Source organism: Pseudarthrobacter sp. KH_020_B (genome assembly GCF_057840185.1).
On the sequence record NZ_CM174506.1, the window covers coordinates 758,297 to 781,696 of the forward strand.

General features: G+C 66.5%; 23 protein-coding genes, 1 tRNA gene and 1 riboswitch. Of the genes, 13 read left to right on the top strand and 11 right to left on the bottom strand.

The features are described 5' to 3' along the window. Window positions 1–11: 11 nt before the first annotated feature. From AC3IT0_RS03670 to moaA, 4 genes are all read right to left on the bottom strand, one after another. Window positions 12–1,178 carry an XdhC family protein gene (locus tag AC3IT0_RS03670; protein ID WP_489322445.1) on the bottom strand — a complete coding sequence of 389 codons (1,167 nt, stop codon included), beginning with the start codon at window positions 1,176–1,178 and terminating at the stop codon, window positions 12–14. After that, window positions 1,171–2,286 (bottom strand): vWA domain-containing protein, encoded by a 1,116-nt coding sequence (locus AC3IT0_RS03675; RefSeq protein ID WP_489322446.1) that lies wholly within the window; start codon window positions 2,284–2,286, stop codon window positions 1,171–1,173. The genes AC3IT0_RS03670 and AC3IT0_RS03675 overlap by 8 nt, the downstream gene beginning before the upstream one ends. 4 nt (window positions 2,287–2,290) lie before the next feature. Beyond that, entirely contained in the window at window positions 2,291–3,175 is an 885-nt protein-coding gene (locus AC3IT0_RS03680; protein WP_489322447.1) for an AAA family ATPase, read from the bottom strand. Between the two features lie 89 nt (window positions 3,176–3,264). Further along, the gene (gene moaA, locus AC3IT0_RS03685) at window positions 3,265–4,320 is read right to left on the bottom strand and encodes a GTP 3',8-cyclase MoaA (RefSeq protein ID WP_489322448.1); all 1,056 of its coding nucleotides are present in this window, start codon (window positions 4,318–4,320) and stop codon (window positions 3,265–3,267) included. Window positions 4,321–4,642: 322 nt separating this feature from the next. Between moaA and AC3IT0_RS03690 the strand changes: the two genes are divergently transcribed. Further along, entirely contained in the window at window positions 4,643–4,771 is a 129-nt protein-coding gene (locus AC3IT0_RS03690; protein ID WP_489323711.1) for a zinc finger domain-containing protein, read from the top strand. 182 nt (window positions 4,772–4,953) lie between these two features. Here the strand turns inward: AC3IT0_RS03690 and AC3IT0_RS03695 are convergent. Then, window positions 4,954–5,040 (bottom strand) — tRNA-Ser (locus AC3IT0_RS03695). A 296-nt stretch (window positions 5,041–5,336) separates the two neighbouring features. On the opposite strand from AC3IT0_RS03695, the gene AC3IT0_RS03700 reads away from it, so the two are divergent. From AC3IT0_RS03700 to AC3IT0_RS03720, 5 genes are all read left to right on the top strand, one after another. Then, window positions 5,337–6,938: an HNH endonuclease signature motif containing protein gene (locus AC3IT0_RS03700; RefSeq protein ID WP_489322449.1), complete on the top strand. Its 1,602-nt coding sequence runs from the start codon at window positions 5,337–5,339 to the stop codon at window positions 6,936–6,938. Between the two features lie 255 nt (window positions 6,939–7,193). Continuing rightward, the gene (locus AC3IT0_RS03705; protein ID WP_489322450.1) at window positions 7,194–8,246 is read left to right on the top strand and encodes a zinc-dependent alcohol dehydrogenase; all 1,053 of its coding nucleotides are present in this window, start codon (window positions 7,194–7,196) and stop codon (window positions 8,244–8,246) included. Window positions 8,247–8,259: 13 nt separating this feature from the next. Then, window positions 8,260–8,655 (top strand): 6-pyruvoyl trahydropterin synthase family protein, encoded by a 396-nt coding sequence (locus AC3IT0_RS03710; RefSeq protein ID WP_489322451.1) that lies wholly within the window; start codon window positions 8,260–8,262, stop codon window positions 8,653–8,655. Window positions 8,656–8,659: 4 nt separating this feature from the next. Beyond that, complete coding sequence (locus AC3IT0_RS03715; RefSeq protein WP_489322452.1) at window positions 8,660–9,946, top strand: glycosyltransferase; 1,287 nt, start codon at window positions 8,660–8,662, stop codon at window positions 9,944–9,946. 3 nt (window positions 9,947–9,949) lie between these two features. After that, a complete protein-coding gene (locus AC3IT0_RS03720) occupies window positions 9,950–11,248 on the top strand; it encodes a DNA glycosylase AlkZ-like family protein (RefSeq protein ID WP_489322453.1) in 1,299 nt (432 codons plus the stop codon). 27 nt (window positions 11,249–11,275) lie between these two features. Here the strand turns inward: AC3IT0_RS03720 and AC3IT0_RS03725 are convergent, their stop codons facing one another. After that, window positions 11,276–11,782: a nucleoside deaminase gene (locus tag AC3IT0_RS03725; RefSeq protein ID WP_489322454.1), complete on the bottom strand. Its 507-nt coding sequence runs from the start codon at window positions 11,780–11,782 to the stop codon at window positions 11,276–11,278. 61 nt (window positions 11,783–11,843) lie between these two features. Between AC3IT0_RS03725 and AC3IT0_RS03730 the strand changes: the two genes are divergently transcribed. The 4 genes from AC3IT0_RS03730 (at window position 11,844) to AC3IT0_RS03745 (ending at window position 14,443) form a co-directional block, all read left to right on the top strand. Then, the gene (locus AC3IT0_RS03730) at window positions 11,844–12,635 is read left to right on the top strand and encodes a phosphatase PAP2 family protein (protein ID WP_489322455.1); all 792 of its coding nucleotides are present in this window, start codon (window positions 11,844–11,846) and stop codon (window positions 12,633–12,635) included. 12 nt (window positions 12,636–12,647) lie between these two features. Continuing rightward, complete coding sequence (gene upp / locus AC3IT0_RS03735; protein WP_489322456.1) at window positions 12,648–13,283, top strand: uracil phosphoribosyltransferase; 636 nt, start codon at window positions 12,648–12,650, stop codon at window positions 13,281–13,283. Between the two features lie 61 nt (window positions 13,284–13,344). Next, the gene (locus tag AC3IT0_RS03740) at window positions 13,345–13,719 is read left to right on the top strand and encodes a VOC family protein (protein ID WP_489322457.1); all 375 of its coding nucleotides are present in this window, start codon (window positions 13,345–13,347) and stop codon (window positions 13,717–13,719) included. Window positions 13,720–13,762: 43 nt separating this feature from the next. Further along, a complete protein-coding gene (locus AC3IT0_RS03745) occupies window positions 13,763–14,443 on the top strand; it encodes an HAD-IA family hydrolase (protein WP_489322458.1) in 681 nt (226 codons plus the stop codon). Between the two features lie 49 nt (window positions 14,444–14,492). On the opposite strand, the gene AC3IT0_RS03750 is transcribed toward AC3IT0_RS03745, so the two are convergent. The 3 genes from AC3IT0_RS03750 to AC3IT0_RS03760 form a co-directional block, all read right to left on the bottom strand. Next, complete coding sequence (locus tag AC3IT0_RS03750; protein ID WP_489322459.1) at window positions 14,493–15,251, bottom strand: aggregation-promoting factor C-terminal-like domain-containing protein; 759 nt, start codon at window positions 15,249–15,251, stop codon at window positions 14,493–14,495. A 5-nt stretch (window positions 15,252–15,256) separates the two neighbouring features. Further along, window positions 15,257–15,409: riboswitch (cyclic di-AMP (ydaO/yuaA leader) on the bottom strand. 80 nt (window positions 15,410–15,489) lie between these two features. Next, window positions 15,490–17,079, bottom strand: a complete 1,590-nt coding sequence (locus tag AC3IT0_RS03755; protein WP_489322460.1) for a HAMP domain-containing sensor histidine kinase — start codon at window positions 17,077–17,079, stop codon at window positions 15,490–15,492. Window positions 17,080–17,086: 7 nt separating this feature from the next. Further along, complete coding sequence (locus tag AC3IT0_RS03760) at window positions 17,087–17,827, bottom strand: response regulator transcription factor (RefSeq protein WP_489322461.1); 741 nt, start codon at window positions 17,825–17,827, stop codon at window positions 17,087–17,089. A 620-nt stretch (window positions 17,828–18,447) separates the two neighbouring features. Between AC3IT0_RS03760 and AC3IT0_RS03765 the strand changes: the two genes are divergently transcribed. Both AC3IT0_RS03765 and AC3IT0_RS03770 read left to right on the top strand, forming a co-directional pair. Further along, window positions 18,448–19,311: a winged helix-turn-helix domain-containing protein gene (locus tag AC3IT0_RS03765; protein ID WP_489322462.1), complete on the top strand. Its 864-nt coding sequence runs from the start codon at window positions 18,448–18,450 to the stop codon at window positions 19,309–19,311. A 306-nt stretch (window positions 19,312–19,617) separates the two neighbouring features. Next, on the top strand, window positions 19,618–20,145 hold the full coding sequence (locus tag AC3IT0_RS03770; RefSeq protein WP_489322463.1) for a SixA phosphatase family protein: 528 nt from the start codon (window positions 19,618–19,620) through the stop codon (window positions 20,143–20,145). Here AC3IT0_RS03770 and AC3IT0_RS03775 read toward each other — a convergent pair. Beyond that, window positions 20,123–21,103, bottom strand: coding sequence for a LysR family transcriptional regulator (locus AC3IT0_RS03775; RefSeq protein WP_489322464.1), 981 nt, complete (start codon window positions 21,101–21,103; stop codon window positions 20,123–20,125). The genes AC3IT0_RS03770 and AC3IT0_RS03775 overlap by 23 nt on opposite strands. Window positions 21,104–21,175: 72 nt before the next feature. Between AC3IT0_RS03775 and AC3IT0_RS03780 the strand changes: the two genes are divergently transcribed. Next, window positions 21,176–22,204 carry an EamA family transporter gene (locus AC3IT0_RS03780; RefSeq protein WP_489322465.1) on the top strand — a complete coding sequence of 343 codons (1,029 nt, stop codon included), beginning with the start codon at window positions 21,176–21,178 and terminating at the stop codon, window positions 22,202–22,204. 544 nt (window positions 22,205–22,748) lie between these two features. On the opposite strand, the gene AC3IT0_RS03785 is transcribed toward AC3IT0_RS03780, so the two are convergent. Further along, window positions 22,749–23,363 (bottom strand): TetR/AcrR family transcriptional regulator, encoded by a 615-nt coding sequence (locus tag AC3IT0_RS03785; RefSeq protein WP_489322466.1) that lies wholly within the window; start codon window positions 23,361–23,363, stop codon window positions 22,749–22,751. Window positions 23,364–23,400 lie beyond the last annotated feature (37 nt).

A 23,400-nucleotide genomic window follows, 5' to 3' on the forward strand; every position in this document is an offset into this window, starting at 1 on the left:
AGATTAGCGCCCTAGGTCGACCGGAGTTCGTGCCCCGCATCCGTATGGTCCGCGTCGGCCGTGGGCTCGTGGTGGATCCGGGCGTCCATGCTGCTCAACCGTCCGCCGGCTCCACCCCAGTGCAGCGCAATGATTTCGGCGGCAATCGAGACTGCTGTTTCCTCGGGCGTTCGGGATCCCAGGTCCAGCCCGATCGGGCTGGAGAGTCTGGCCAATTCGGCCCCGGTCAGGCCCGCCTCGCGCAGCCGTTCCAAGCGGTCATGGTGCGTGCGCCGGGACCCCATCGCCCCCACGTAGGCTACGTCGTGGCGCAGTGCCAACTCCAGCAGCGGCACGTCGAATTTCGGATCATGGGTGAGCACGCAGATTACCGTGCGCTCATCAACCTGGCCGGCAGCGATCTGCGCCTGCAGGTAGCGGTGCGGCCATTCCACCACTACCTCGTCCGCTTGCGGGAACCGGGCAGCAGTCGCGAAAACCGCGCGTGCGTCACACACAGTCACCCGGTAGCCGAGGAAGCTGCCCTGCTTGGCGACGGCGGCGGCAAAGTCAATCGCGCCGAACACCAGCATCCGCGGCTGCGGGGCGAAACTGAGGGCAAACACGCGCATACCCTCCCCGCGCCGCTGGCCGTCCGGTCCGTACATGAGGGTGGCGTTGCGGCCGGCGGCCAGCAGGCCCTGGACGTCGTCGCAGACCGCATGGTCGGCACGGTCGCTGCCCAGGGAGCCGGCGAACCCGTCTGGGCGGACCACGAGGTGGCGGCCCAGCCAGGCCGGATCGGGGTGCTCGATCACGGTGACCACGGCCACCGGCCGGCCGGCGCCGACGTCGTCGGCTACTTGCGGCAATTCCGGGAAGAGCTGGGTGGAGACCGGCTCGACAAAAATGTCCAGGATGCCGCCGCACGTCAGGCCAACCTCGAACGCGGCGTCGTCACTGATGCCGTAGCGCTGGAGCACCGGCCGGCCGGCCTGGACGACCTCGGTGGCCAGTTCGTAGAGCGCGCCTTCGACACAGCCGCCGGACACCGAGCCGACCGCGCGGCCGTCGGCGTCGACCATCATGGCGGCCCCGGCCGGCCGCGGTGCGGATCGGAACGTGCGCACCACGGTTCCGAGCCCCACGGTGTGGCCGGCCACTATGGCGGCGACCAGGTCGTCCAGGACCTCACGCATTGGCAACCACGTCCAATAATTCTTCGAAGCTCTGCATTGAGTGCCCCCCTATTAAGTAGTCAACGTGCGGCAGCACCGCCCTGATTCCCCGCTGAAGGGGCTGGTAGCCCGCCTTGCCACGATGCGGGTTGGACCAAATGATCCGGCGGGCCAGATGGTGCAGCCGCTCGGCCTGGCGTCCCAGCAGCGCCGGGTCGCCCCGCTCCCAGCCGTCGCTGGCAATCACGACGACGGCGCCGCGTGCCGTCATGCGCTGGCCCCAGCGGTCGTTGAACGAGCGCAGCACTTCTCCAAGCCGGGTTCCACCGGACCAGTCGGGGACGGCCCGGCCAGCGAGGGCCAGGGCATTGTCGGCGTCAGGCACCCGCAGTGCGCCGGTCACCCGGGTCAGCCGCGTGCCCAGCGTGAACACCTCCACCTGGTGCGGGGCGGCTTGCACCACCCGGTGGGCCAGGCGCAGGAGGCTGTCCGCATACGGAGCCATCGAGCCCGATACATCGATCAGCCAGACCAGCCGGCGGGGTTTGCGCGGTGCCCGGGCGCGGCGCAGCGGCCCAGGTTCGCCCCCGCGGCGAAGCTGGTCGCGCAGGGTCCGCACCCGGTCGACGTCGCCGTGCCGGTCCAGGCGTTTGCGCCGGGTTTGCCGGGTGGGAAGGCGCACCGGCAGCTCCTCGAACATGCGGTGCAGCAGGGCCCGCTCGGCGTCATCCAGGATGGCTACGTCGCGGTGACGCAGCCGCTCCCGGCGGCTGGCGAGCGTCCGCAGCTGGTCCCGGCCACCTTCCGGGCCGCCGTCGTCGTTGTCCAAGGCAGCGGCGCTGACGGAGGTGGCGGAGGCCTCCAGGCGCTGGGCGGTCGAGTGCTCCACTGCGAACCAGGCCTCAAAAGTCCGTTGGTAGGCGGGCAGATCCTCCGGAGCGGCGCACAGGGTGGCCCGGCCGGCCCAGAAGACGTCCGAGCGGCGGTCCAGGGCGAGCCTGCCGACGGCATCGACGAAGCCGCGCGCCCGGTCCGCGGTCACTTTCACCCCGGCCGCGCGCACCGCAGCGGCAAAGGCCAACAGGATCTCCTCGGCGCTGTGCTCTGGGCCCTGTCCTGCCGGTAGCACGGGCTCAGCCGAGCATCCGGGACAGGGCCGCCGAGATCCGCACGGTGTCTTCGCGGTACTTGCACAGCGCGCCGATGCTGGCCGCGGCCGCGGCCAGGTCCAACTCGGCCCGGCCGAGCTGGTGCAGCGCGCGGGCCCAGTCCAGGGTTTCGGCCACGCCGGGAGGCTTGAGCACGTCGTCGGTGGCCCGGATCTGCTGGACCACGCGAACCACCTGCTCGGCGAGCAGCGCGGGCACCTGGGGCAGCCGGGTGCGCACAATTTCCACTTCTCGGGCAAGCCCCGGGTGGTCGATCCAGTGGTAGAGGCACCGGCGTTTGAGCGCATCGTGCAGGTCACGGGTCCGGTTGGAGGTCAGGACCACAATCGGCGCGGTGTCTGCCCTGACCGTGCCGAACTCGGGGATGGAGACCTGGTAGGTGGAAAGCACTTCCAGCAGGAACGCCTCAAACTCGTCGTCGGCCCGGTCGATTTCGTCGATCAGCAGCACGGCCGGGCTTTGCTGCAACGCCTTGAGGATGGGCCGGGCCAACAGGAACCGTTTGTCGTACAGCGAGTGTTCCAGCTCGGCCACGCTCATTCCCGCTCCGCCGCCGGCCTCCACGCTGCGCAGATGGAGGATTTGGGCGGTGAAGTCCCAGTCGTACAGCGCCTGCGAGGCATCGATTCCCTCATAGCACTGCAAACGGATCAGCGGCAGCCCGAACACCTGTGCGAGGGCCTCGGCCAGGGAGGTCTTGCCGGTGCCGGGTTCCCCCTCCAGCAGCAGCGGCCGTTCCATGCTCAGGGCGAGGTAGCCGATGGTGGCCAGGCCCTCATCGGCGAGGTAGCCGGTGGCGGCCAGCATTTCGGCCAGCGCTGCGGCGGAACTGATCGACGTCTGCGTCATGGCACCAGCATAGGGTCATTGATCATAGGGGTCCGGGCGGTGGCGCTAGCGATACTAGGGGCCGGATTATGCGGGCGCGTTCGGTCCGGCTATCCGCCGATGTATGACATCTCGATCTTGTGTGCCGCGGTGGGGGCCTCGGGCGTGTTGGCTTGGGGTGTGTGGGCACGGCGCAATTCCGAGTAGCGGTCTGTGCGGCCACCCCAGAGGGCGGACAATGCCGCGGAAAGCTCGACGTCGGACGCGCCGCCTCTCAGGAGTGCCCTCAGGTCCGTGCCGGCTGTGGCAAACAGACATGTGAACAGCTTGCCGTCGGCGGAGAGTCGGGCCCGCGTGCAGCCGCGGCAAAAGGCCTGGGTCACGCTGGAAATGACCCCGATTTCACCACTGCCGTCCGCATAGCGCCAGCGATCTGAAGTCTCACCGGGGTAGTTGGGCGGCACCGCCTCCAGCGGAAACACCGCATTGATGCGGGCCAGGACCTCGGCGGAGGGCACCACCTCGTCCATTTTCCAGCCGTTGGACGCACCCACGTCCATGTACTCAATGAACCGCAGGATAAACCCGGACCCCTTGAAGTGGCCCGCCATGTCAAGAACGTCCTGGTCATTCGTCCCGCGCTTGACCACCATGTTGATTTTCACCGGCCCCAGGCCGGCAGCCTGGGCGACCTCCGCCGCGTGTAAGACCTTGGTTACCGGATAGCCGACGTCGTTCATGGCTTGGAAGGTCTCCTCCCGGAAGGAGTCAAGGGACACCGTCACGCGATTCAGCCCGGCATCCTTGAGGATCTGCGCCTTCTGCGCCAGAACCGAGCCGTTCGTCGTCATGGCCAGATCCGGCGCCAGCCCGTCAGGAGTACGCAACCGCGCCAGCATCCGGACCAATCCCTCAATGTCCTTCCGTAGCAGGGGTTCCCCGCCGGTCAAACGGATCTTCCGCACCCCATGCGCGACGGCGATGGACGCCAGCCGGGTGATTTCCTCAAACGTCAGCAGCTGGTCCCGGGGCATAAAAACAAAATCCCTGCCGAAAATCTCCTTGGGCATGCAATAGACGCAACGGAAATTGCATCGGTCGGTGACGGAGATCCGCAGGTCCCGCAGGGGCCGGTGGAAGGTGTCGGTGATGGAATTGGCGTTCATGCATCGCCCTCTCAAAGCGGTAGGGCCCAACCGCTTGTACCTCTCTTAGCGTATGCCCCACCCCAGGCCCTCACAATGGCGGGAGAACGAGTGGGCGGCTCGTTGTATGACGGACCCCGGCGCCGCAATGCTTAGGGGTCGCCACTTTATCTGAAATGCTTTACTCATGCCCACGAGCCGTCGACGTAAGTCAAAGAATGCCAAAAATACAACGTCCTCCGGAGCATTTGGTGCCGCCGCGGAATCGAAATATGAGGAAATTCGTGCTGAGTGGCAGAAGGTAAGGGCGGCACCCCTTGCCTTTGACAATCCATACGGTGCGATGGCGAAGGCTGCCCAGAGCTACGCATGCACCAGATGCGGGGCTCCACCAGGGGAGAAGTGCGCTTCGCCTGCGGGCAAGCCTCTCTATGATCCGCACGCCGCCCGAAGGAAGATGGTCAATCCGTGAAGCAGACCGTGAGGTTACGCCTTCAAGATCGGACCAGCCGATCCTACGTTTGGGGATGAAGACAGCATTGATCGCGAAGAGGCCGCAACGCTCGAGTGTGGGCAGAATGTGCGCACCGGCCTTATATTGAGAAAGGCCCTGATTCCCTTGCAAACAAAGGGAATCAGGGCCTTTCTCATCAGCGGTGACGGTGGGATTTGAACCCACGTTGGCTTTGACACCAAACAACATTTCGAGTGTTGCACCTTCGGCCGCTCGGACACGTCACCAACCTGAATAGGTTACCGGAGTAGGCCGCCCATCCACAAAACGGCGTGCGTCCCCCGACAGATGGCGCGAACGGACACTTAAGCCCCACGACCGCGCGAGGGGACACTTAAGCCCCCTGCGCGAGGGGACAGTTAAGCCCCCTGCGTGAGGGGACACTTAAGCCCCACCACCGCGCGAGGGGACAGTTGTGCCGAGCCCAGCCCCGCCGGCAGCTCAAGAAACGACGTCAGCGGCGTTGTCCACATAGGCGTTCAGCCTCACCGTTATTGTCAGACCCTGCTGGGATGCTTTGAGTATGGATAGCAGAGCAGCTGTGGCGACCGCGGAGGCCCTTGCGGCGTCTTACGCCGAGCTGGCCGGGGCGCTCCGCGGCGGGACCGATTCCTCCGGTTCCTCGGAGGCGGATCCGTTGCGTCGGGTGGCGGATGGTTTCCTGAATGGGCTGGCCGAGATCGCCCGGCTGGACGCGAAAAGTGCCGCCCTGAAGGCCTGGCTGGCCGCCGGCTATGCCACCGCAGCCGAGACCCTGGCAGGCCCGGCCGAGTCCCCGCAGGACCACAGGGGTCAGGAGATGGCTGTCATTGCTGAGGTGGCGTGTGCCCTGACGGTCAGCGAACCCTCCGCGGGTGCCCTGCTCGCCGAATCCCACGCACTGACCACCGCCCTGCCGCTGACCCTGTCCGCGCTGCAGGCCGGGACGATTTCGTGGCAGTACGCCCGGATCATCGTCGACGAAACCATGAACCTCGACCCCGCCGGCGCCCAAGCCCTCGAACAGCATTTCCTGGGCCCCGACGCCGGGAACCCCGCCCGTGCGTGCCCGGCCGGGGAACTGATCCCCGGCCGGTTCCGGCACAAAGCCCGCACCTGGCGCGAACGCCACCACCCCATCAGCATCGAAAAACGCCACACCCGCAGCATTGCCGACCGGCGCGTGGAGTACTCCCCCGACCGGGACGGCATGGCCTGGCTCTCCGCCTACCTCCCCGCCGACCAGGCCGCCGGAATCTGGGACCGCACCACCACCGCAGCCCGCGCCCTCCAAGGACCCCACGAGGACCGGACCCTCACCCAACTCCGCGCCGACACCACCGCCACCTGGCTCCTCACCAACAACAGCACGTCCGGCGGGGAAAAGAGCGGTGACGGAACCGGTGCCAGCCCTGGCGGGCAATCCGACGGCGTGGGTGACGGTGTTCCCTCCCCGCGGGCCCAGGTGCTGATCACGGTCCCGGTCATGTCGCTGCTGGGCCTCACCGACGAACCCGCCATGCTCGACGGCTACGGCCCCATCCCACCGACCATGGCCCGGCACCTCATCGCCGACGGCGCCGAATCCTTCCACCGCGTCCTGACAGACCCTCGCGACGGCGCACCCCTGGAGATCGGGCGGACCAGCTACCGCGTCACGAAAGCCCAACGCCAATGGCTACGGCTACGGGACGGGAAGTGCCCGTTCCCCGGCTGCAACAACCACTCCCTCGACAACGAAGCCGACCACATCCTCGCCTGGCACAAGGGCGGCACCACCGGCATCACCAACCTCGGCCAGCCATGCAAAAAGCACCACAGGCTCAAACACACCAGCGGCTGGACACCCACAACAGCCACCAAGCACGAACCACCCGGCTGGACATCACCCACCGGACGCCACTACCCAAGCGAACACCCCGACTGGGAACCACCCCACTGGCCAGAACCCTGGCCAACACAACAGCCGGGCCAAAAGTCAGGGATGGCGTTCCAAGCTGATCCGCGCGGACTCGGATATCCGGGTGCACCGGAAGGCGAAACTCCCGTTTGGGCCTCTGAGCACGATTTCACTCCCGTGTTTAACCCTGCTGGCATTCCACTGCCGGCCGAGAGCCTGCCTGGCTTCGTTCCATTCCGGGACTAATCAGCGCGGGTCGCCCCGCCGCCCGAAGTCCCTGTCCGCCGTGAGCGACCGAAATCTGAGGAGGGCTGAGGCAGAGTTGGAGCAGGCAGAGCAGGCATGCTTCCACACCAGCCCGACAGGACAGCTGCGGCCAAGATTCATGGGCCCCAAGTGTCCTCTCGCGCAGAGTCGTGTCTTCTCGAGATGGGCCGCAAGTGTCCGTTCGCGCCGGGTGGGTGTCGCGGAGAGCCCCCGCGGGCTACATTCATAAGCACGATGACCAAGTCACGCAAAGAGGCGCAGGCGACCGCGTACTGGACCACGGGCCCGGAACACGGCGAGCTCCTGGACGAGGTCCTGCCCGCCCCCGGACCCGGCGAAGCTTTGGTTCGCACGCTGTATTCAGGCATCAGCAAGGGCACGGAAATTGTGGTCCACACTTGCTCCGTCCCGCCCCGGGTGGCCGAGGAAATGCGCGCGCCGCACCAGGAAGGCCACTTCCCGTCTCCCGTGAAGTTCGGTTATCTCTCGGTGGGCGTTGTGGAGGAGGGGCCCGAGGGATGGGCTGGCCAGAAGGTCTTCTGCCTCAACCCCCATCAGGACCGCTACGTCATCTCCACCGACGCGCTCACCAGGATTCCCGACGGCGTTCCGGCCCGCCGCGCCGTGCTTACCGGCACCGTGGAAACCGCCGTCAATGCCCTCTGGGAAGCCGGACCGAGGCTGGGGGACCGGATCGCCGTTGTCGGTACCGGTCTGGTGGGTGGGATGGTAGCTGCGCTCCTGCGCACGTTCCCGCTGGCCCGCCTCCAGCTCGTGGACGTGGACCCGGAACGTAAGCATTTGGCGGAAAAGCTCGGCGTGGAGTTCGCCCACCCCGATGACGCCAAACCGGACTGCGACATCGTGTTCCACTGCTCCGCGTCCCAGGAAGGCCTCGAACGCAGCCTGCAGCTGGCCGGCGACGAGGGGGAGATCATCGAGATGTCCTGGTACGCCAACCACAAGGTCACGGTTCCGCTGGGTGAGGATTTCCACGCACGCCGGCTCTCCATCCGGGCCAGCCAGGTGGGGGTGGTTGCCCGGGCACGGCGGCACCGTCGGACTACGGCCGAGCGCCTGGAATTGGCTGTTGAGCTCCTCAAGGACCCCATCTTCGATGCCTTCCTCACCGGCGCCTCGCCATTCACGGATCTGCCGGCAGTAGTCCAGAACCTGGCCCACGGCACTCTCGAGGCCCTATGCCATGTGATCGAATACCCCAACGCTAACTACCCCAACGCCGAATACCCCCATGCGGACAGTCCCCGCGGAAGCCGGCCCCAATGACAGGAAGTAGCCCGTGTTCAGCCTGACCGTCCGACGCCATTTCATGATTGCCCACAGCCTCCCGCGGGAAGTATTTGGCCCGGCCCAGGCCCTCCACGGGGCGACGTTCGTGGCGGAGGTGACGTTCCTCCGTCGTGCGCTGAACCGGGACTCGATCGTCCTGGACATTGGGGCTGCCGGCAGCATCATCGAGGACGTGCTGTCCGGCCTCAGCTACAAAAATCTGGACGAACACCCGGACTTCGCAGGCAAGCTCACCACCACCGAGGCACTTGCCGAGTACATCGCCCACGCCGTCGCGGGCCGGCTCAAGGACAACGACGACGGCCGCGAACTCGCCGGGGTCGACGTCACCCTGCGCGAAAATCCGGACGCATGGGCCACCTACACGCTTGACCTTTCCGCCTGATCCCATGCTGGTCAGATTCCTGGTCCCCGCCAACATCCGCCACAACTCCGGGGGCAACGTCTACAACGCGCGGCTCACCCAAGGACTGAGGACGTTGGGCGTTGCCGTGGAGGTTTTGCCCGTGGAAGGTTCCTGGCCTGAGGCCAGTGCCAGAGAACGACGGCGGTTCGGTGGCCTGCTGGGCGCCTGGGACGCCGAGACGGACCATCCGCGGTCGGGGATCACCCCAGAAACCGTGACCCTCGTGGACGGGCTGATCGCGTGCGGCGCCCCTGTCGAACTGGAGTACGCCGCGGCCGCAGGACAACACACCTGGGTCCTGCAGCACATGCCGTCGGCGAGCCATCCCGACGGCGAAGGGCGGGCGCTGCGGGCTGCCGCAGGCGTAATCTGCACCAGTACGTCCGCAGCGGCATCGGCGGCAGAAAAGCACGGACTCCCCGCCAGCCGGGTTGCCTTGCCCGGGACTGACCCTGCACCGGTGGCGCCGGGTTCGGCTCCGCCCCACATCATTGCGGTGGCCGCGCTGCTGGCCAACAAGGACCAGCTGCTGACCGTGGCGGCGCTGGCCAGGCTCCAGGACCTCGCCTGGACAGCGTCCCTGGTGGGAACGGACGACGCCGACCCCGTCTACGCGGCGCAGGTCCGGGCAGCCATTGCCTCCCATGGAATGGAGGACCGGGTGCGCATGACCGGCCAGCTCGCCGGGAAAGCCCTGGCGGACGAATGGAACCGGACGGACCTGAGCCTGCTTGTGTCCCGGGCCGAAGCCTTTGGACTTGTGGTGACGGAATCGCTGGCCCACGGCATCCCTGTCATCGTGCGGGAGGGAACCGGCGCCGTGGACGCGTTGGGACTGGCCGGAAAACTGGCCGCCAGTCTCGCAGGCAGACTGGACAGCAGACTGGACAGCGAAGGTGATGGTGAGCGCGATGGCGCGGCGTATGCGGTGCCGGGCGCCGCCGTCGGGCTCGCCGAACCTGAGGGCGACGCACCTCGAGACAGCGGACTCGAAGGCAGCGGACTCGAAGACAGCGGACCCGAAGGCAGCGGACCCGAAGACCACCGCCCGGACGTGCTGGCTGCCGTGATCCGGCAGTGGCTGGAGGACGGAAACCTCCGCGCCGGCTGGCGTGCGGCTGCCTTGGCTGCGCGGGAACAGTTGCCCGGCTGGGACTCCACCGCCCGGAACGTCCTGGAGATCCTCGGCGTGCCTGCGCAAGAATCGCGTTCCAAAGGAACGTCTCCTGAAGAAGCGCCTACCGCCGCGGGGAAGGCAGGTGGACAATAAGCCATGACCTCGCACCCGACCTCCGCCAGCGTCTTTATCCCACAAGCCGTGGTCCCACAAGCCGTGATCGCACAAGCCGTGACCCCGCAAGCCCTGAGCCAAGATGCCCCGGATCCGCAGGCGCTCACCCCAGAACTCCTCAGGGCATGGGCCTGGCACAGGCAGGGCCTCGACGGCACACTGAACGGCGCGGACGCCGCCAGCGTGTTCAGCAGAGCAGGCTGGGCCCGTTCCGTCGGCGGCGCCAACCCGTACCTCACACTCTTTGCGCGCGCCGGCACAAGCCGCGCGCAGGCGGATGCCGACGTCCTGTCCCTGAAAATCCACGAGCTGCCCACCGCCCGCGGCTGCACCTATGTGCTGGGACAGGACGACTTTGCGTGGGGCCTCCAGATCGGCCGGGACGCCGCCGTGGCACCGTTCCGTGTTCTGGCGAGGATGGGCGTCGAGCGCGGCGAGATCACGCTGCTGGAGGAGGAAATCCTCCACGCTCTGGCCGAAGCCGGCAGCCCGCTGGACCCCAAGCAGCTCAAGGACCTGCTGGGCGATTCTGTCAGGAACCTCGGCGAAGAGGGCAAGAAGAAGGGCGCCGCCACCACGTTGCCGACGGCGTTGGGCCTCCTCCAGGCGGACGGCCGGATCCGGCGCGTCCCCGCCAACGGCCGGCTGGATCAGCAACGCTACGCCTACACACTGTGGGGGCTGCCGCCCACCGCGATGGACGACGACGCCGCCCGCAGCCTCCTCCTGCAGCGCTATCTCGGCTGGACTGGCGGCGCCACGGTCAAGCAGTCGCAATGGTTCACCGGGTTCACCCTGGCCCACACCAAAGCGGCGTTGGCCGCCATTGGGGCGGTGGAGGTTCCCACCGCCAACGGTGAGGTGCTGTGGATGATGCCCGACGACGTCGGGCGCCTTGCGTCGTTCGAGGCGCCCGCGGAGGAACAGATTCAGCTGCTGGCCGGCACGGACTCTTTGGTCCTGCTCCGCCGGAACTCAGGGGACCTGTTTGCCGAACAGGACAAGGGAAAGCAAGTCCTGGGGTCCACGTTGGCCTTGCAGGCTGACCTGCCGGACCATCCCATCTTCGACCGCGGCCGGATCATCGGGCTGTGGCAATACGATCCCGCGAAATCGCGGATTGCCCATTGGCTCTTTGACGGGGCCACGCCCGCGGTGTCCCAACGCATCGCCGAGGTAGAGGCCTGGATCCGGGACGAACTGGGCGACTTCCGCTCGTTCAGCCTGGACTCACCGGCCTCGCGCCAGGACAGGATCGACGCCCTGAATGCCGCCAGCTGAGACGCATGGCAGGCGGTCTGAGCCGCGTTACAGCCCGCTGCGGTGTGCCGCGAAAAAGTCCCTGAGGACCGCCCCGCACTCCTCTTCCCTGACACCGCCGTACACCTCAACCCAGTGGTTGAGCCGGCGCTCGCGGAGGACATCGAACACCGAGCCCGCCGCTCCGGCTTTCTCGTCCCAGGCGCCGAAGACCACGCGGGGAATCCTGGCCAGCACCACCGCGCCGGCGCACATGGCGCACGGCTCCAGAGTCACAACGAGCGTGCAGTCCGCCAGCCGCCAGCCATCCCCGGTGCCGCCGTCGAGCCTGGACAAGGCACGCAACCGGTCCGCAGCCTGGCGGATGGCCACTATCTCGGCGTGGGCAGTGGGGTCTCCCAGCTCTTCCCGCTGGTTCCGTCCGGAGCCCAGCACGGCGCCGTCGGGCCCAATTACCACCGCGCCGATGGGCACGTCCTCGGTGGCCAGTGCGCGCCGTGCTTCGTCCAGGGCAAGGCCCATCCACTCGCTGTATTTCTTTTCGCCGGGGACCATGGCTCAATGATAGTTTCGAAGGATATCCATCCTTGCTATTCAGTGACGCCAGGAGGAACTCGTGGACACCCTCGCAGAGCGGTTGAGGACATGGTTCAAGCCGTATGCCGCGCTGGCCATCACCATCCTGATCGGCGGCATAATCACGGTGACCCTGGCCCTTCTGGGTGCCGAGGTCTATAACGATGTGGTGGACGACGCCGGCCTGGCGAACTTGGACAAGCCAACCCTCAGGTATGCCGAAGACCTGCGGAATCCAGTGCTGGACTCGGCGGTGACCGGCTTTACGAACATCGGCGGAGGCGTCGGAATGCCAATCCTCGCCAGTATCCTGACCGCCTGGCTCACATTTGTCGGACGGACCTGGCGGCCCATCGTCCTGATAGGCGGTGCCGCAGCCTTCGCCATCACCGCCACCACCCTCGGGAAGAAGCTTGTGGGCCGTACACGGCCGGACCACTCGAACGCCGTGCCGCCGTATGAGACGTCACCGTCCTTTCCCAGCGGCCACACGCTGAACACCACGGTGGTGATCGGACTGGTGATCTATCTGGCTTGCATTCAGTACCAGAAGACCCTGGTCCGGGTGTCCCTGATCGCAGCCGGCACACTGTTTATCGTCGGCATGGGGCTCAGCCGGGTGTTCCTGGGGCACCACTGGCTCACCGACGTCATTGCCGCCTGGCTGCTTGGCCTGGCCTGGCTGGGCATCGTGATCCTGGCGCACAGGCTCTTCCATTTCATCAGGCGGCGCGATCATGACGGCCCGGCCCCCACGTTCGACCGGCCCCTGGTGCGGGATGTGGTCCAGGACAAGGGCATGGCCGGACCCAGTGGCGGGAGTGCCGGGTGATAGTTTTGACGCATGCGCACTCTCGTTGTGGACCACCCGCTGGTCGCCCATAAGCTCACCGTCCTGCGGGACAAGAAGACTCCGTCACCTGTCTTTCGGCAGCTGACGGAAGAGCTGGTGACTCTCCTGGCCTACGAAGCCACCCGCGAGGTCCGCACCCAGCCGGTCACCATCGAGACGCCCGTTAGCACCACAGTGGGCACCGCCTTCACCAAGCCCACACCTCTGGTGGTCCCCATCCTGCGCGCCGGGCTCGGCATGCTTGAGGGCATGACCAAGCTGGTCCCCACCGCTGAAGTGGGCTTCCTGGGCATGGCCCGCGACGAAGAAACCCTGGACATCATCACCTACGCGGAGCGGCTCCCGGAGGACCTGACGGACCGGCAGATCTTTGTGCTGGACCCCATGCTTGCTACGGGCGGAACTTTGCGCGAAGCCATTAAGTTCCTGTTTAAGCGCGGCGCCTCCGACGTCACGTGCATTTGCCTCCTGGCCGCGCCGGAAGGCCTGGCCAAGCTCCAAGAGGAACTTGCCGAGGCCAACGTCACCATCGTGCTGGCTTCCATTGACGAACGGCTCGACGAGAAATCCTACATCGTTCCCGGGCTGGGCGACGCCGGAGACCGCCTGTACGGCATCGCCGGCTAGGACAGGGCTGCTCCAGAAACAAGCCTTCCGCTTTCCTGCCGCCGCCGTTAGCCTGTGGCGCATGGACTGGAAACTTGAACTCGTTTTTGTGCCCGTATCCGACGTTGACCGTGCCAAGGATTTCTACGTCAACAAGGTTGGATTCAACCCGGATTTCGACGAGCGGCCCATGGATGGCATCCGCTTCGTCCAGCTGACCCCGCCGGGATCCGCCTGCTCCATCTGTATTGGCGAGGGTCTCAATGACGCCCCTCCGGGTACGGCCCCAAGCCTGCAGATGGTGGTCAGCGACATCCAGGCTGCCCACGCCCACCTCAAGAGCAACGGTGTGGAGGTCAGCGACATAGACATCCAGGACTGGGGGCACTTCGTCTATTTCGCCGATCCCGATGGCAACAAATGGGCGGTGCAGTACATCCCGGGTCGTGCCGCCTAAGACTGTGACGCCGGGTCGTGCCGCCTAAGGCAAAATAGGCAGCATGAACATTGCCGCACCTGCCGCCACGCGAACACTGACCTGCCGGGCCGTCCTTTTCGATATGGACGGCACGCTGGTGGACTCCACGGCAGTAGTGGAGGAGGTCTGGGGAGAATTCGCTGCCCGGTACGGCTTGGACATCGCCGAAATCCTGCGCACTTCGCACGGCGTCCAGGCTGTCGATACCGTACGCCGGTTCGCGCCGGAGGGGGCCGACGTCGTGGCGCTCACTGAGGAACTCGGGGCGATGGAAAGGGTGCGGACTGCGGGTATCGTCGCGCTGCCGGGGGCTGCCGACCTGCTTCGCAGCCTCCCGGCCCAGGCAGTGGCGCTGGTGACCTCAGCGGACAGGACTCTCGCGGACATCCGTATGGACGCCGCCGGACTGGCGATGCCGGCTACGGCCGTGACGGCGGACCGGGTCACGCGGGGCAAACCGCACCCGGAAGGCTATTTGATGGCAGCCAGCCTGCTGGGCGTGAAACCGGAGGACGCCGTGGTGTTCGAGGACGCGCCCGCAGGAATCGCCGCAGGTGTTGCCGCAGGTATCCGGACGGTGGCCGTGGGTCCCAATACGGGCGAGTTGCCGGAAGGCGTGCTCCACATCCCGGATTACAGTGCCGTTTCCGCCTCCGTGGAAACGGACGCTGGGGGACGGCAGATCATTTCTTTCCGGTTTTGAGCCGGCGGATCACCTTCGTGAACTGCCGGCGCCGCTCAGCGAAGTCGGCTTAGTACCAGTTGTTCGACAGGTGGAAGTTCAGCGCACCGCACGGTGACTGGTAGCGCTCCTGGATGTAGTTCAGGCCCCAGTTGATCTGCGTGCGGTAGTTGGTGACGTAGTCCGCGCCGGCGCTCGCCATCTTCTCGGCGGGCAACGACTGGACGATGCCGTACGCGCCGCTGCTGGGGTTGGTGGCCGTGGTGGTCCAATCGGATTCCTTGGTCCACAGCGTCTGCAGGCACTGCATCTGGTCAGCGGACCAGCCATAGGTCGCCAGCCGGCCGGCGGCGTAGGCCTGGGCTCCTGCGGGGTCATTGATCGCCACAACAGGGGCAGGAACCGGCTCGGGAGCCGGGGCAGGGGCAGGAGCCGGCTCGGGAGCCGGAGCCGGTGCGGCCTCCGGTGCAGGGGCAGGTGCCGGGTCGGCAGCCTGGGGCGCCACGTTGATCTCGGCCGGCGGAGCTTCCGGGGTGGCCGGGGCCTGAATCTCGGCTGCTTCGAAGCTGAGGTTCGCTTGGGCGCGCTCTTCTTCGGCGGCCTGGTTGGCGCTGGCTGCAAGCGAGGCCGACTCGGAAGCGTGTGCTGCGGCGCTGACTCCGACCAACAGGGCGCACGCGGTGGCGAACACCGCGACGCGCTGGCCCACGGAGGGAATCCGGGCCGCCTTGGACAGCGGGGACATAGCTGCACCGAAGCGGGACTGCTTGCGGCGGCTGTCGGACTTTGTGTCGCCCTGCGGGCGCGGTTCTACCTTGAATTCAGACATGATGGATCGCCTCTCACACCTGCGGAGTTAGCTGTCGGGTTCGGATGAGGGCATCCGGCCACACGGCACAATCACGTGTTGGCTTAACCCCAAAGGACACTTGGTGCCCGGGACGGTGGGTCCCCCGCCTCTGCCTCTGAAAACGGAATCCGGGAAGCGGCAGAGCTTGGCGTCATCCGGATATGCGGCCCAAAAGGGAACCGCACCTCAACGACGCTACAGGAGCTCGACGCTGAAGTCACATTTTGGTAACAGGAGTCACGACGGCGGTGTGTCGCCTTGCTGCGCTCGGGCGTCGGCTGTCCGCGCCAGGACGCCGGCGGGGAAAAGCAAGGCGACACGCCGTCCGCCCGCCCCGCGATGTCACTTCCACGCTCCCGCCGTGGGCCTCCATGATCGACTGGACAATGGACAGGCCCAGGCCGCTGGTGCCTTCCGACGCCCCGGCGCCCGAGGCAGGTGCCGTACCCTTGCGGGCCGCGTCTGCGCGGGCAAACCGGGAGAAAACATGGTCCACGAACTCCGCAGGGATGCCGCCGCCGTCGTCCGTTACCGTCACCGCCGCGCCGCCATCGGCAGCCTTCCTGACAGCGGTGACCACGGTGGTCCCGGGCGGCGTGTGCTTGCGCGCGTTGGACAGCAGGTTGACCAGCACCTGACGCAGTTGGGACGCATCACCGGTGACGGCGAGCGGCTCGTCAGGCAGTTCAAGGCGCCAGTGGTGGTCCGGGGCAATGACTTTCTCGTCACTGACGGTCTCGATCACAAGTTGTGTGAGGTCAACTTCGCTGAGCTTCAGGGGCTGCCCCTCATCGAGCCGGGCCAGCAGGAGCAGATCCTCCACCAGGGTGGTCATGCGTTCGGACTGGCTCTGGACGCGGCCAAGGGATTTCCGGCCGTCCGGGGTGAAGTCCTCGGTCATCCGCATCAGCTCCGTATACCCGCGGATGGCGGTCAGCGGGGTGCGGAGTTCATGGGACGCGTCGGCAACGAACTGCCGAACCTTGGTCTCGCTCCGCTGCCGCGCCTCAAGTGCGTTGGCGACGTTGTCCAGCATCAGATTGAGGGCGTGCCCTACGCTGCCCACTTCGGTTCCGGGGTTGGAGTTCGACGGCGGGACGCGCACCGCAAGTGCCACCTCGCCCGCATCCAGCGGGAGCCGGGCCACCCGGGTAGCAACCTCGGAAAGCTGCTCCAGCGGCTTCATGGTGCGTCGGATCAGCACGGTTCCTGCCAGTCCGATCAGCGCCAGGCCGCCGAGGGAAACGAACACAAAAGTCCACACCAGCGACGCCAGCGTGCTCTCCTTGGCGGCGAGCGGGAGGCCCGTGACAAGGACATCGCCGTAACCGGTTTCCACGGCCACAATCCGGTAATCCCCGTTGGATAGCGAGCGGTTCACAGGGGTGCTGTTCTGCGTCAGCGCCAGCAGGGTCTGCTTGTCTTCGGTGTCGAGGGCGAGGCGGGTGGTGTCCGAGTCCAGGAAGCCGCCGCTGGGGATCTGGCCGTTCAGGATCCGCGCATTCAGCGTTCCTACACTTTGCCCGCGTGAGTCCAGGGGATCGGGCCTGCCGTTGAAGCCGCCCAAGGGTGGGCGGCCCGGATCGTTCGAGCGTTTGGCGGCCTGGCTCAGCTGCCCATCCAGCTGGCCGGTGAGGAAGGAGTCCATGGAGGCGTAGCTGAACAGCCCCACGGCGCCGCAGATGGCCACCAGCAGGGCCATGGTCAACAGGATCAGGCGCGTGCGCAGATGCCACGTATCCGGTTTCAGCCAGCTCCGGGCTGGTGCTGGCGTTGCTCGCGGCGAGGATGCTTGCGGCGTGGACATGGAGGGGTTACTCGGTCGGCTTGATGACGTAGCCGGCGCCCCGCACGGTATGGATCATGGGCGGGTGCACTGCATCCACCTTCTTGCGCAGGTAGGAAATGTAGAGCTCCACGATGTTGGCCTGACCGCCGAAGTCATAGTTCCAGACGCGGTCCAGGATCTGGGCCTTGCTGATCACGCGTTTGGGGTTCTCCATGAGGTACCGGAGCAGCTCGAACTGGGTGGCGGTGAGCTGGAGGTCGTCGCCTGCCCGGGTCACTTCGCGGGTGTCGATGTTCAGGACAAGATCACCCACCACAAGTTCGGCGGTGTCCATTGCGGCAACGCCGGACCGCTGGACCAGGCGGTGCAGCCGCAGCAGGACCTCCTCCATGCTGAAGGGCTTGGTCACGTAGTCGTCCCCGCCGGCCGCCAGGCCCACGATCCTGTCCTGGACGGCGTCCTTGGCGGTCAGGAAAAGCGCAGGTACCTCCGGCGCGAAGGCGCGGATCCTGCCCAGCAGCTCAACGCCGTCGAACCCTGGGAGCATCACGTCCAGCACCAGGACGTCCGGGCGGAACTCCTTGGCAAGCTTGATGGCCTCCGGGCCGTCCGAAGCCACGCCAACGGACCATCCGGCCATGCGCAGCCCCATGCTCATGAGTTCGGAGAGGCTGGGTTCGTCGTCAACCACCAGGGCGCGGATGGGGGAGCCGTCCGGGTGGGTCAGTTGCGGAAGGTTGTTGGTCATGGAGTGCGAAGTGGCCATGGGACAACTCTCCGATCATTCGGTTAGCCCGCGCTATGGGGTTCCTGTGCGCACGCTGTGAATCCCAGCCTAGCGAGCTGGATGGGCGATCTGGGTGGCCGGGCGGAACGCCGATAATTCGCCGGCGGGAGCCGTTTCCGTTGGACAGACGCCGAAAGGCAACGGGCAATTCCGGCAAGCCATTGCACGGTGAATTCTTCCGGCTTAGAAGCGCGATTGGGTGAAGATTGTTCGCCATGTAGGGCCATTCGTGCGCCCTTCGCGGGCAACAACTGCAGTTTTCTTGCCATTTCAGAATGGTGATCTGCAACACAAATCCGTATTTTGTCTCAGTATGCGGAACAAAGCGCCCTTTGTTACTTGCAAGTTTTCATTGTTACGTTGCACACTTTCAATTGTGAACAAGAACTCAACAGCACCTGCAGCCGCAGAATATTGGCCCAGCACACCCGCTGCTGCCGACATGCGCTGTTGCCGAATGCACGCCTGACCTTCAGACCCCACGAAGTTCTTAGGCATTCGCCCCCCAGCCCAGCGTAGGGCGCCATCCCCAGATTTCATTGCGGGGACAACCAGCATTCGAGCCGCGATGACGGCCATTCACATTGAGGTAAGCATTCATGTCAGTTGCATCTGGATACGTCCACATCTCCGTCCGTAACGCAGGCAAGGCCGGCCAGGCTTCCGGCCTCCGCCAGGGATTCGGTGCCCGACCGGCATTCGCCCCGGCCGCCCCTGGCGCCAGCTTTCCGGCCCCCGGCTACACACCCCAGGGCTACAACCCCAATTCCTACGGCCAGCTCCGCGCCGTCCAGCCCGCCGAAGCCGCGCCGCTGACTGCGCCCACTCCGGTCATCGCGGGACCCAACACCGTCCGCCCGGTCGCCAATGACACCGTGGCCCGTGGATTTGTCGTGTACATGGGCATCGACGAGGAGACCGCAGCGGCTGCCGGAACCTCCATTGCCAAACTTGCCCAGGAGATCCGCGCTTACGCACAGTCGCTCGTGACCGGTGCCGAAAGCTACGCAGCCGTGGCCGTGGCCCCGGCCGGCACCCCCGGTTCCGCGCTCGACGTCGTCCGTTCCACCTTTGGTGACCCCACCGTGAACGCGCAGAAGCGCACCGAGACTGCGCGGCTGCAGCCCCAGGACCCGCGCCCGTCCGGCGTCCTGATCGACCTTGCCCGCCGCGAAGTCCACCTGGACGGCGAATCCCTGAACTTGACCTTCAAGGAATTCGAACTCCTGAACTACCTCGTGGAAAACGGCACCCGCACAGTGGGCCGCGACGAACTGCTTGAGGGCCTGTGGCGCAACGCCGAGGAAGTCCCCAACGAGCGCACCATCGACGTCCACATCCGCCGCCTCCGCTCCAAGCTGGGCCGCCTCGCCAACACCGTCCGCACCGTCCGCGGCCAGGGTTACCGCTTCTACGAGCACCCCGAAGTGATTGTCTGGGCCGCTCCGGAATACTCGATCTAGCCCTACTTCAGTACATCGAAAAGGCGGCACGATCCCTCTGCGCCTGCGCTCGTACCTCACGCAACAACGGCGCTTTCGGTATGTGCCGCCTTTTCGCGTTCAGCCGGGCTCTCTGGGCATTGGCCTCCGCGGCTGGTTCGAGGGCGCGGTGGCCCGGGTTTGTCACGGGGAGCATGCTTTTAGCTTCGCCGCCCTCGGCCGGGCCCGACATTCCGCGGGACTGGACTCTTGGTGCGGCCAAAAGCGTGCTGGGCGTGACGGCGGCGCCGCGGGTCGGGTTTCTTCGCTGGGGTCTAGGCTTGGGGGATGAGCGACCACCACATCAAGCGCCTGGTGATCATGCGGCACGCCAAGTCCGACTGGCCTGGCGGCGTCGCGGATCATGAGCGGCCTTTGGAGGAACGAGGACACCGCGAGGCGCCCCTGGCCGGTAAGTGGCTGGTCAAGCACGGCATCCTCCCGGACTTCATCCTGTGTTCCAGCGCGCTGCGCACCCGCCAGACCTGCACCTGGGTCTGCTCTGAACTGGGGGATAAGGCCCCGACGCCGAAGCTTGAGGACGGTCTCTACGCCGCCTCTGCACTGCGGATGCTCGCCGTGGTCAACCACGTGCCTGACACCGTCACCACCCTGATGCTCATCTCGCACATGCCTGGCGTCCAGGACCTCGCCATGCATCTGGCGTCACGCGACTCAAACCACGACGCCTACATGGACGCCGCCACCCGCTACCCCACCAGCGCCCTCACGGTCATGGAAACGGAAAAATCCTGGGCCGAGCTGGACGGGCAGGACGCCCGGCTGACCAAATTCAAGGTGCCGCGAGCCCACTGAGCCCAAAGGACCCAGCATCTCCACTGGACCCGGCGACCTCCCGGGTCCCATCGCCCGCGCTGGACCCGGCGACCTCCCTCAGCAGTCCGGCGACGTACTGGATGCCGGGGCTGGCGGCCATGGTCCGGCGGTACACGATGCCCACCTGCCTGACCTGCATGGGGTTGACCAGGGGCAGGGCGACGACGTCCGTAGGCAGTGCGGGCCTGCCGAGGCGCGGGACCAGCGCCACCACGGCTCCCTGCTCCACCAGGGCGATGTGGGTTGCAAAGTCGGGATCGTAGACCCTGATGTCCGGCACCCGGCCAAGATCGGCGAAGATCCGCAGCAGCGCCTCGTTGCAGATGGCGCCGTGCGGGGTGCTGATCCACCGTTCATCCACGAGGTCAGGCGGTTCCACCTCGCCGCGTCCTGCCAGCGGATGGTCGCGGTGCACCAGAACGTCAGCAACGTCTTCGCACAGCCACTCAAGCGCCATGTGCTCCGGTATCACCAGCGGGACGGAGTTCCAGTTGTGGACCACCCCCAGGTCCGCCTCGCCGTTGGCCACGCGCGCCACGGCTTCCCGCGGATCCTCGGCCAGCACGCTGATGTCCAGGTCCGCTCCGGATGAAGCCAGCCGTCCCAGCAGCGGCCCCACGAGGCCCCGGCAGGCCGTGGAAAAGGAAACAACCCTGAGGTGCCCGGTGGGCTTGGCCGGATCCGCCAACAGGGTGGATTCCAGTTCCTCGAGCTCCGACAGGATGCGCCGTCCGTATGCTGCCAGGGTGAGCCCCCGCTCGGTCAGCAGCACCCCGCGGCCGCGGCGCTCCAGGACGGGGAACCCGGTCTGCTTCTCCAGCTTCTTGATCTGCTGGGAGACGGCGGACGGACTGAAACCCATCACCTCCGACGCCGCTATGACCGAACCGTGCTGTTCAATGGCCGCAAGGGCACGCAGGGAACCGATCTCAATCATGAAGCAAACGTACATGATTCGACGCAGAATTCAACGCTGGTGCTTCATCTGGAGTTCTGCAAGAGTGGGACCGTGAATCTCCGACACTCCCTCCTCGCTGCCTTGGTCGCCGTTCTCTGGGGCCTGAACTTCGTGGCCATCGACTTCGGCCTGCATGCGAACGGCCGTGAGGTTCCCCCGCTGCTGTTTGTGGCCATGCGATTCCTCCTGGTGGTCTTCCCCTGGATCTTCTTCATCACGAAGCCCGACGTCAGCTGGAAGGCGATCATCGGCGTCGGAGTTTTCATGAGCGCGGGCCAGTTCGGCCTCCTCTACCTGGCCATGGCGCTGGGCATGCCGGCAGGCCTCGCCTCCCTGGTCCTCCAGGCGCAGGTGCTGCTCACCGTCCTCCTGGCCGCCGGGTTCCTGCGTGAGCGTCCCAGCAGGAGCCAACTGGCCGGCGTCGTTCTTGGCGTTGCGGGGCTGGCCGTGGTGGCTGTCGGCCGAAGTGCCGTGGCCCCGGTGCTGCCGCTCATCATCGTGTTGGGAGCCGCGCTGTCCTGGGCTGCCGGAAACGTTATTGCGCGTCAGGCCAAGGCCGCCTCCGGGCTGGGGCTGGTGGTCTGGTCCGGCGCCGTGGTGCCGCTGCCCCTCGCTGGACTGTCGCTGCTGGTGGACGGCCCGGATGCGGTGTTCGGCACGCTGGCAGACCTCCAACCGGCCACCATCCTGAGTGCGCTGTACACGGCCATTTTCGCGTCGCTGGTGGGGTACGGGATCTGGAACCGGCTCCTGGCCAGCTACCCGTCGTCGGCCGTGGTGCCCTTTACGCTGCTGGTTCCCGTGGTGGGCATGAGCGCTGCCTGGCTGGCGTTGGGGGAGGTGCCGACGCCGGCCGAACTGGCTGGCGGGCTGCTCCTCCTGGGCGGGGTGGCGACGGCGGTGCTCGCCGGACGCGGCCCGCGTGATCAGCGGCCGGGTCAGCGGCGGGGAGCCGGTTTGGCACCCGCCTTGGTACCTGGTTTGGGTGCGGGCTTGCGGACCGGGGAGGCGGACGACGACGGCCGCTTGGCTGCTGAGGTTGGCATCCGGGCGGGTGCGCGGGAGCCTGACGCGCGCTGAGCGGTTGCGGCACCGCGGGGTGCCGCGCCCCGGGCTGCGGCGCTTCCGGTGGCCGGGCGCCGCGCAGCAGGGCGGCCACTACCGGAAGCGGGCCGCCGCTTGGCTGGCGAGGGCCTCCGTCTGGCAGTCCCCAGCCGCCGTCCCGCCGGCCACGCTGCGCCGAGGAACAGGACCGCAAGCGTGGCCACCGCGGAGGCGGCGCCCCAGTAGAAATAGTTGTCCGGATCCCCGGTGGGGAGAGGCGTACCGAAGAACGACGACTGCTCGGCGAAGGCCAGCTCCCAGGTGCTGACGAAGGCCAGGGAGAAGGCAATGGTGAGGCTGGATCCCGCAGCGGTGGCTACCAGGACCAAGCGGCGCCCCCGGGCCAGGACCTCCGCCACGGCCGCTACGTAGGCCAGCGCAACCAGGCCCAGGAACGTGACCATCACGGCCTCTTCCAGGGTGATGGCGGTGAGCACCAGCATGCCCAGGGCGGCGACGGCCGCGATCAAGGCAAACTTCCCGCTGTTCCCCATGTGGCGCATGTGTTCAATCATCCCCGCTACTTCACGACATAGCCGCGCATGATTGCCATGATTGCTGCAACGCTTTGGTCACGGGTGCGTTCCGGGTTGTAGGTCTGCCGGTCCAGCCCCACCACAAAGCAGGCGCCAAAGATCGCCGTTTCGAGGCTGCCCCGCGACATCGTTTCGTCCACCGGATAGGCAGCAGCCACGTTCTCTATAGCCGCGCCGATCACCGCCAGGAGTTCAGACCGAAGCACAGCGAACGTGTCCCGCCATTCGCTGGGAGTCCGCCAGTTTTCGCTCACCCACAACCGGGCGAAGGATGGGTAATCGGCCATAAAATCCATGGCCTGGCCGATCATTGCCTCCATGGCCAGCAGCGGATCGGCCCCTGGGTGGCCGGCCTCGCTGAGCAGCCGCACCTTCAGGATGTCCACGCCGTGCCGCAGCAGCTGCGCGATCAGGTCCGATTTGCTGCCGAAGTTGTAGTAGACAGTGCCCTTGGAGACACCCGCCGCTGCGGCGATCTCGTCCACAGTGACACCCGCTGCGCCCCGCTGGCCGATCAGCTCCATGGACGCGTCGAAAAGCTTCTGCCGAGTGGCATTGGTCCGGGCCGGGCGGAGCTTCTTCTCGGCCGGCCCGTGCATGGCCGGATCATGTCCAACCGGATCATGCCCAACAGGA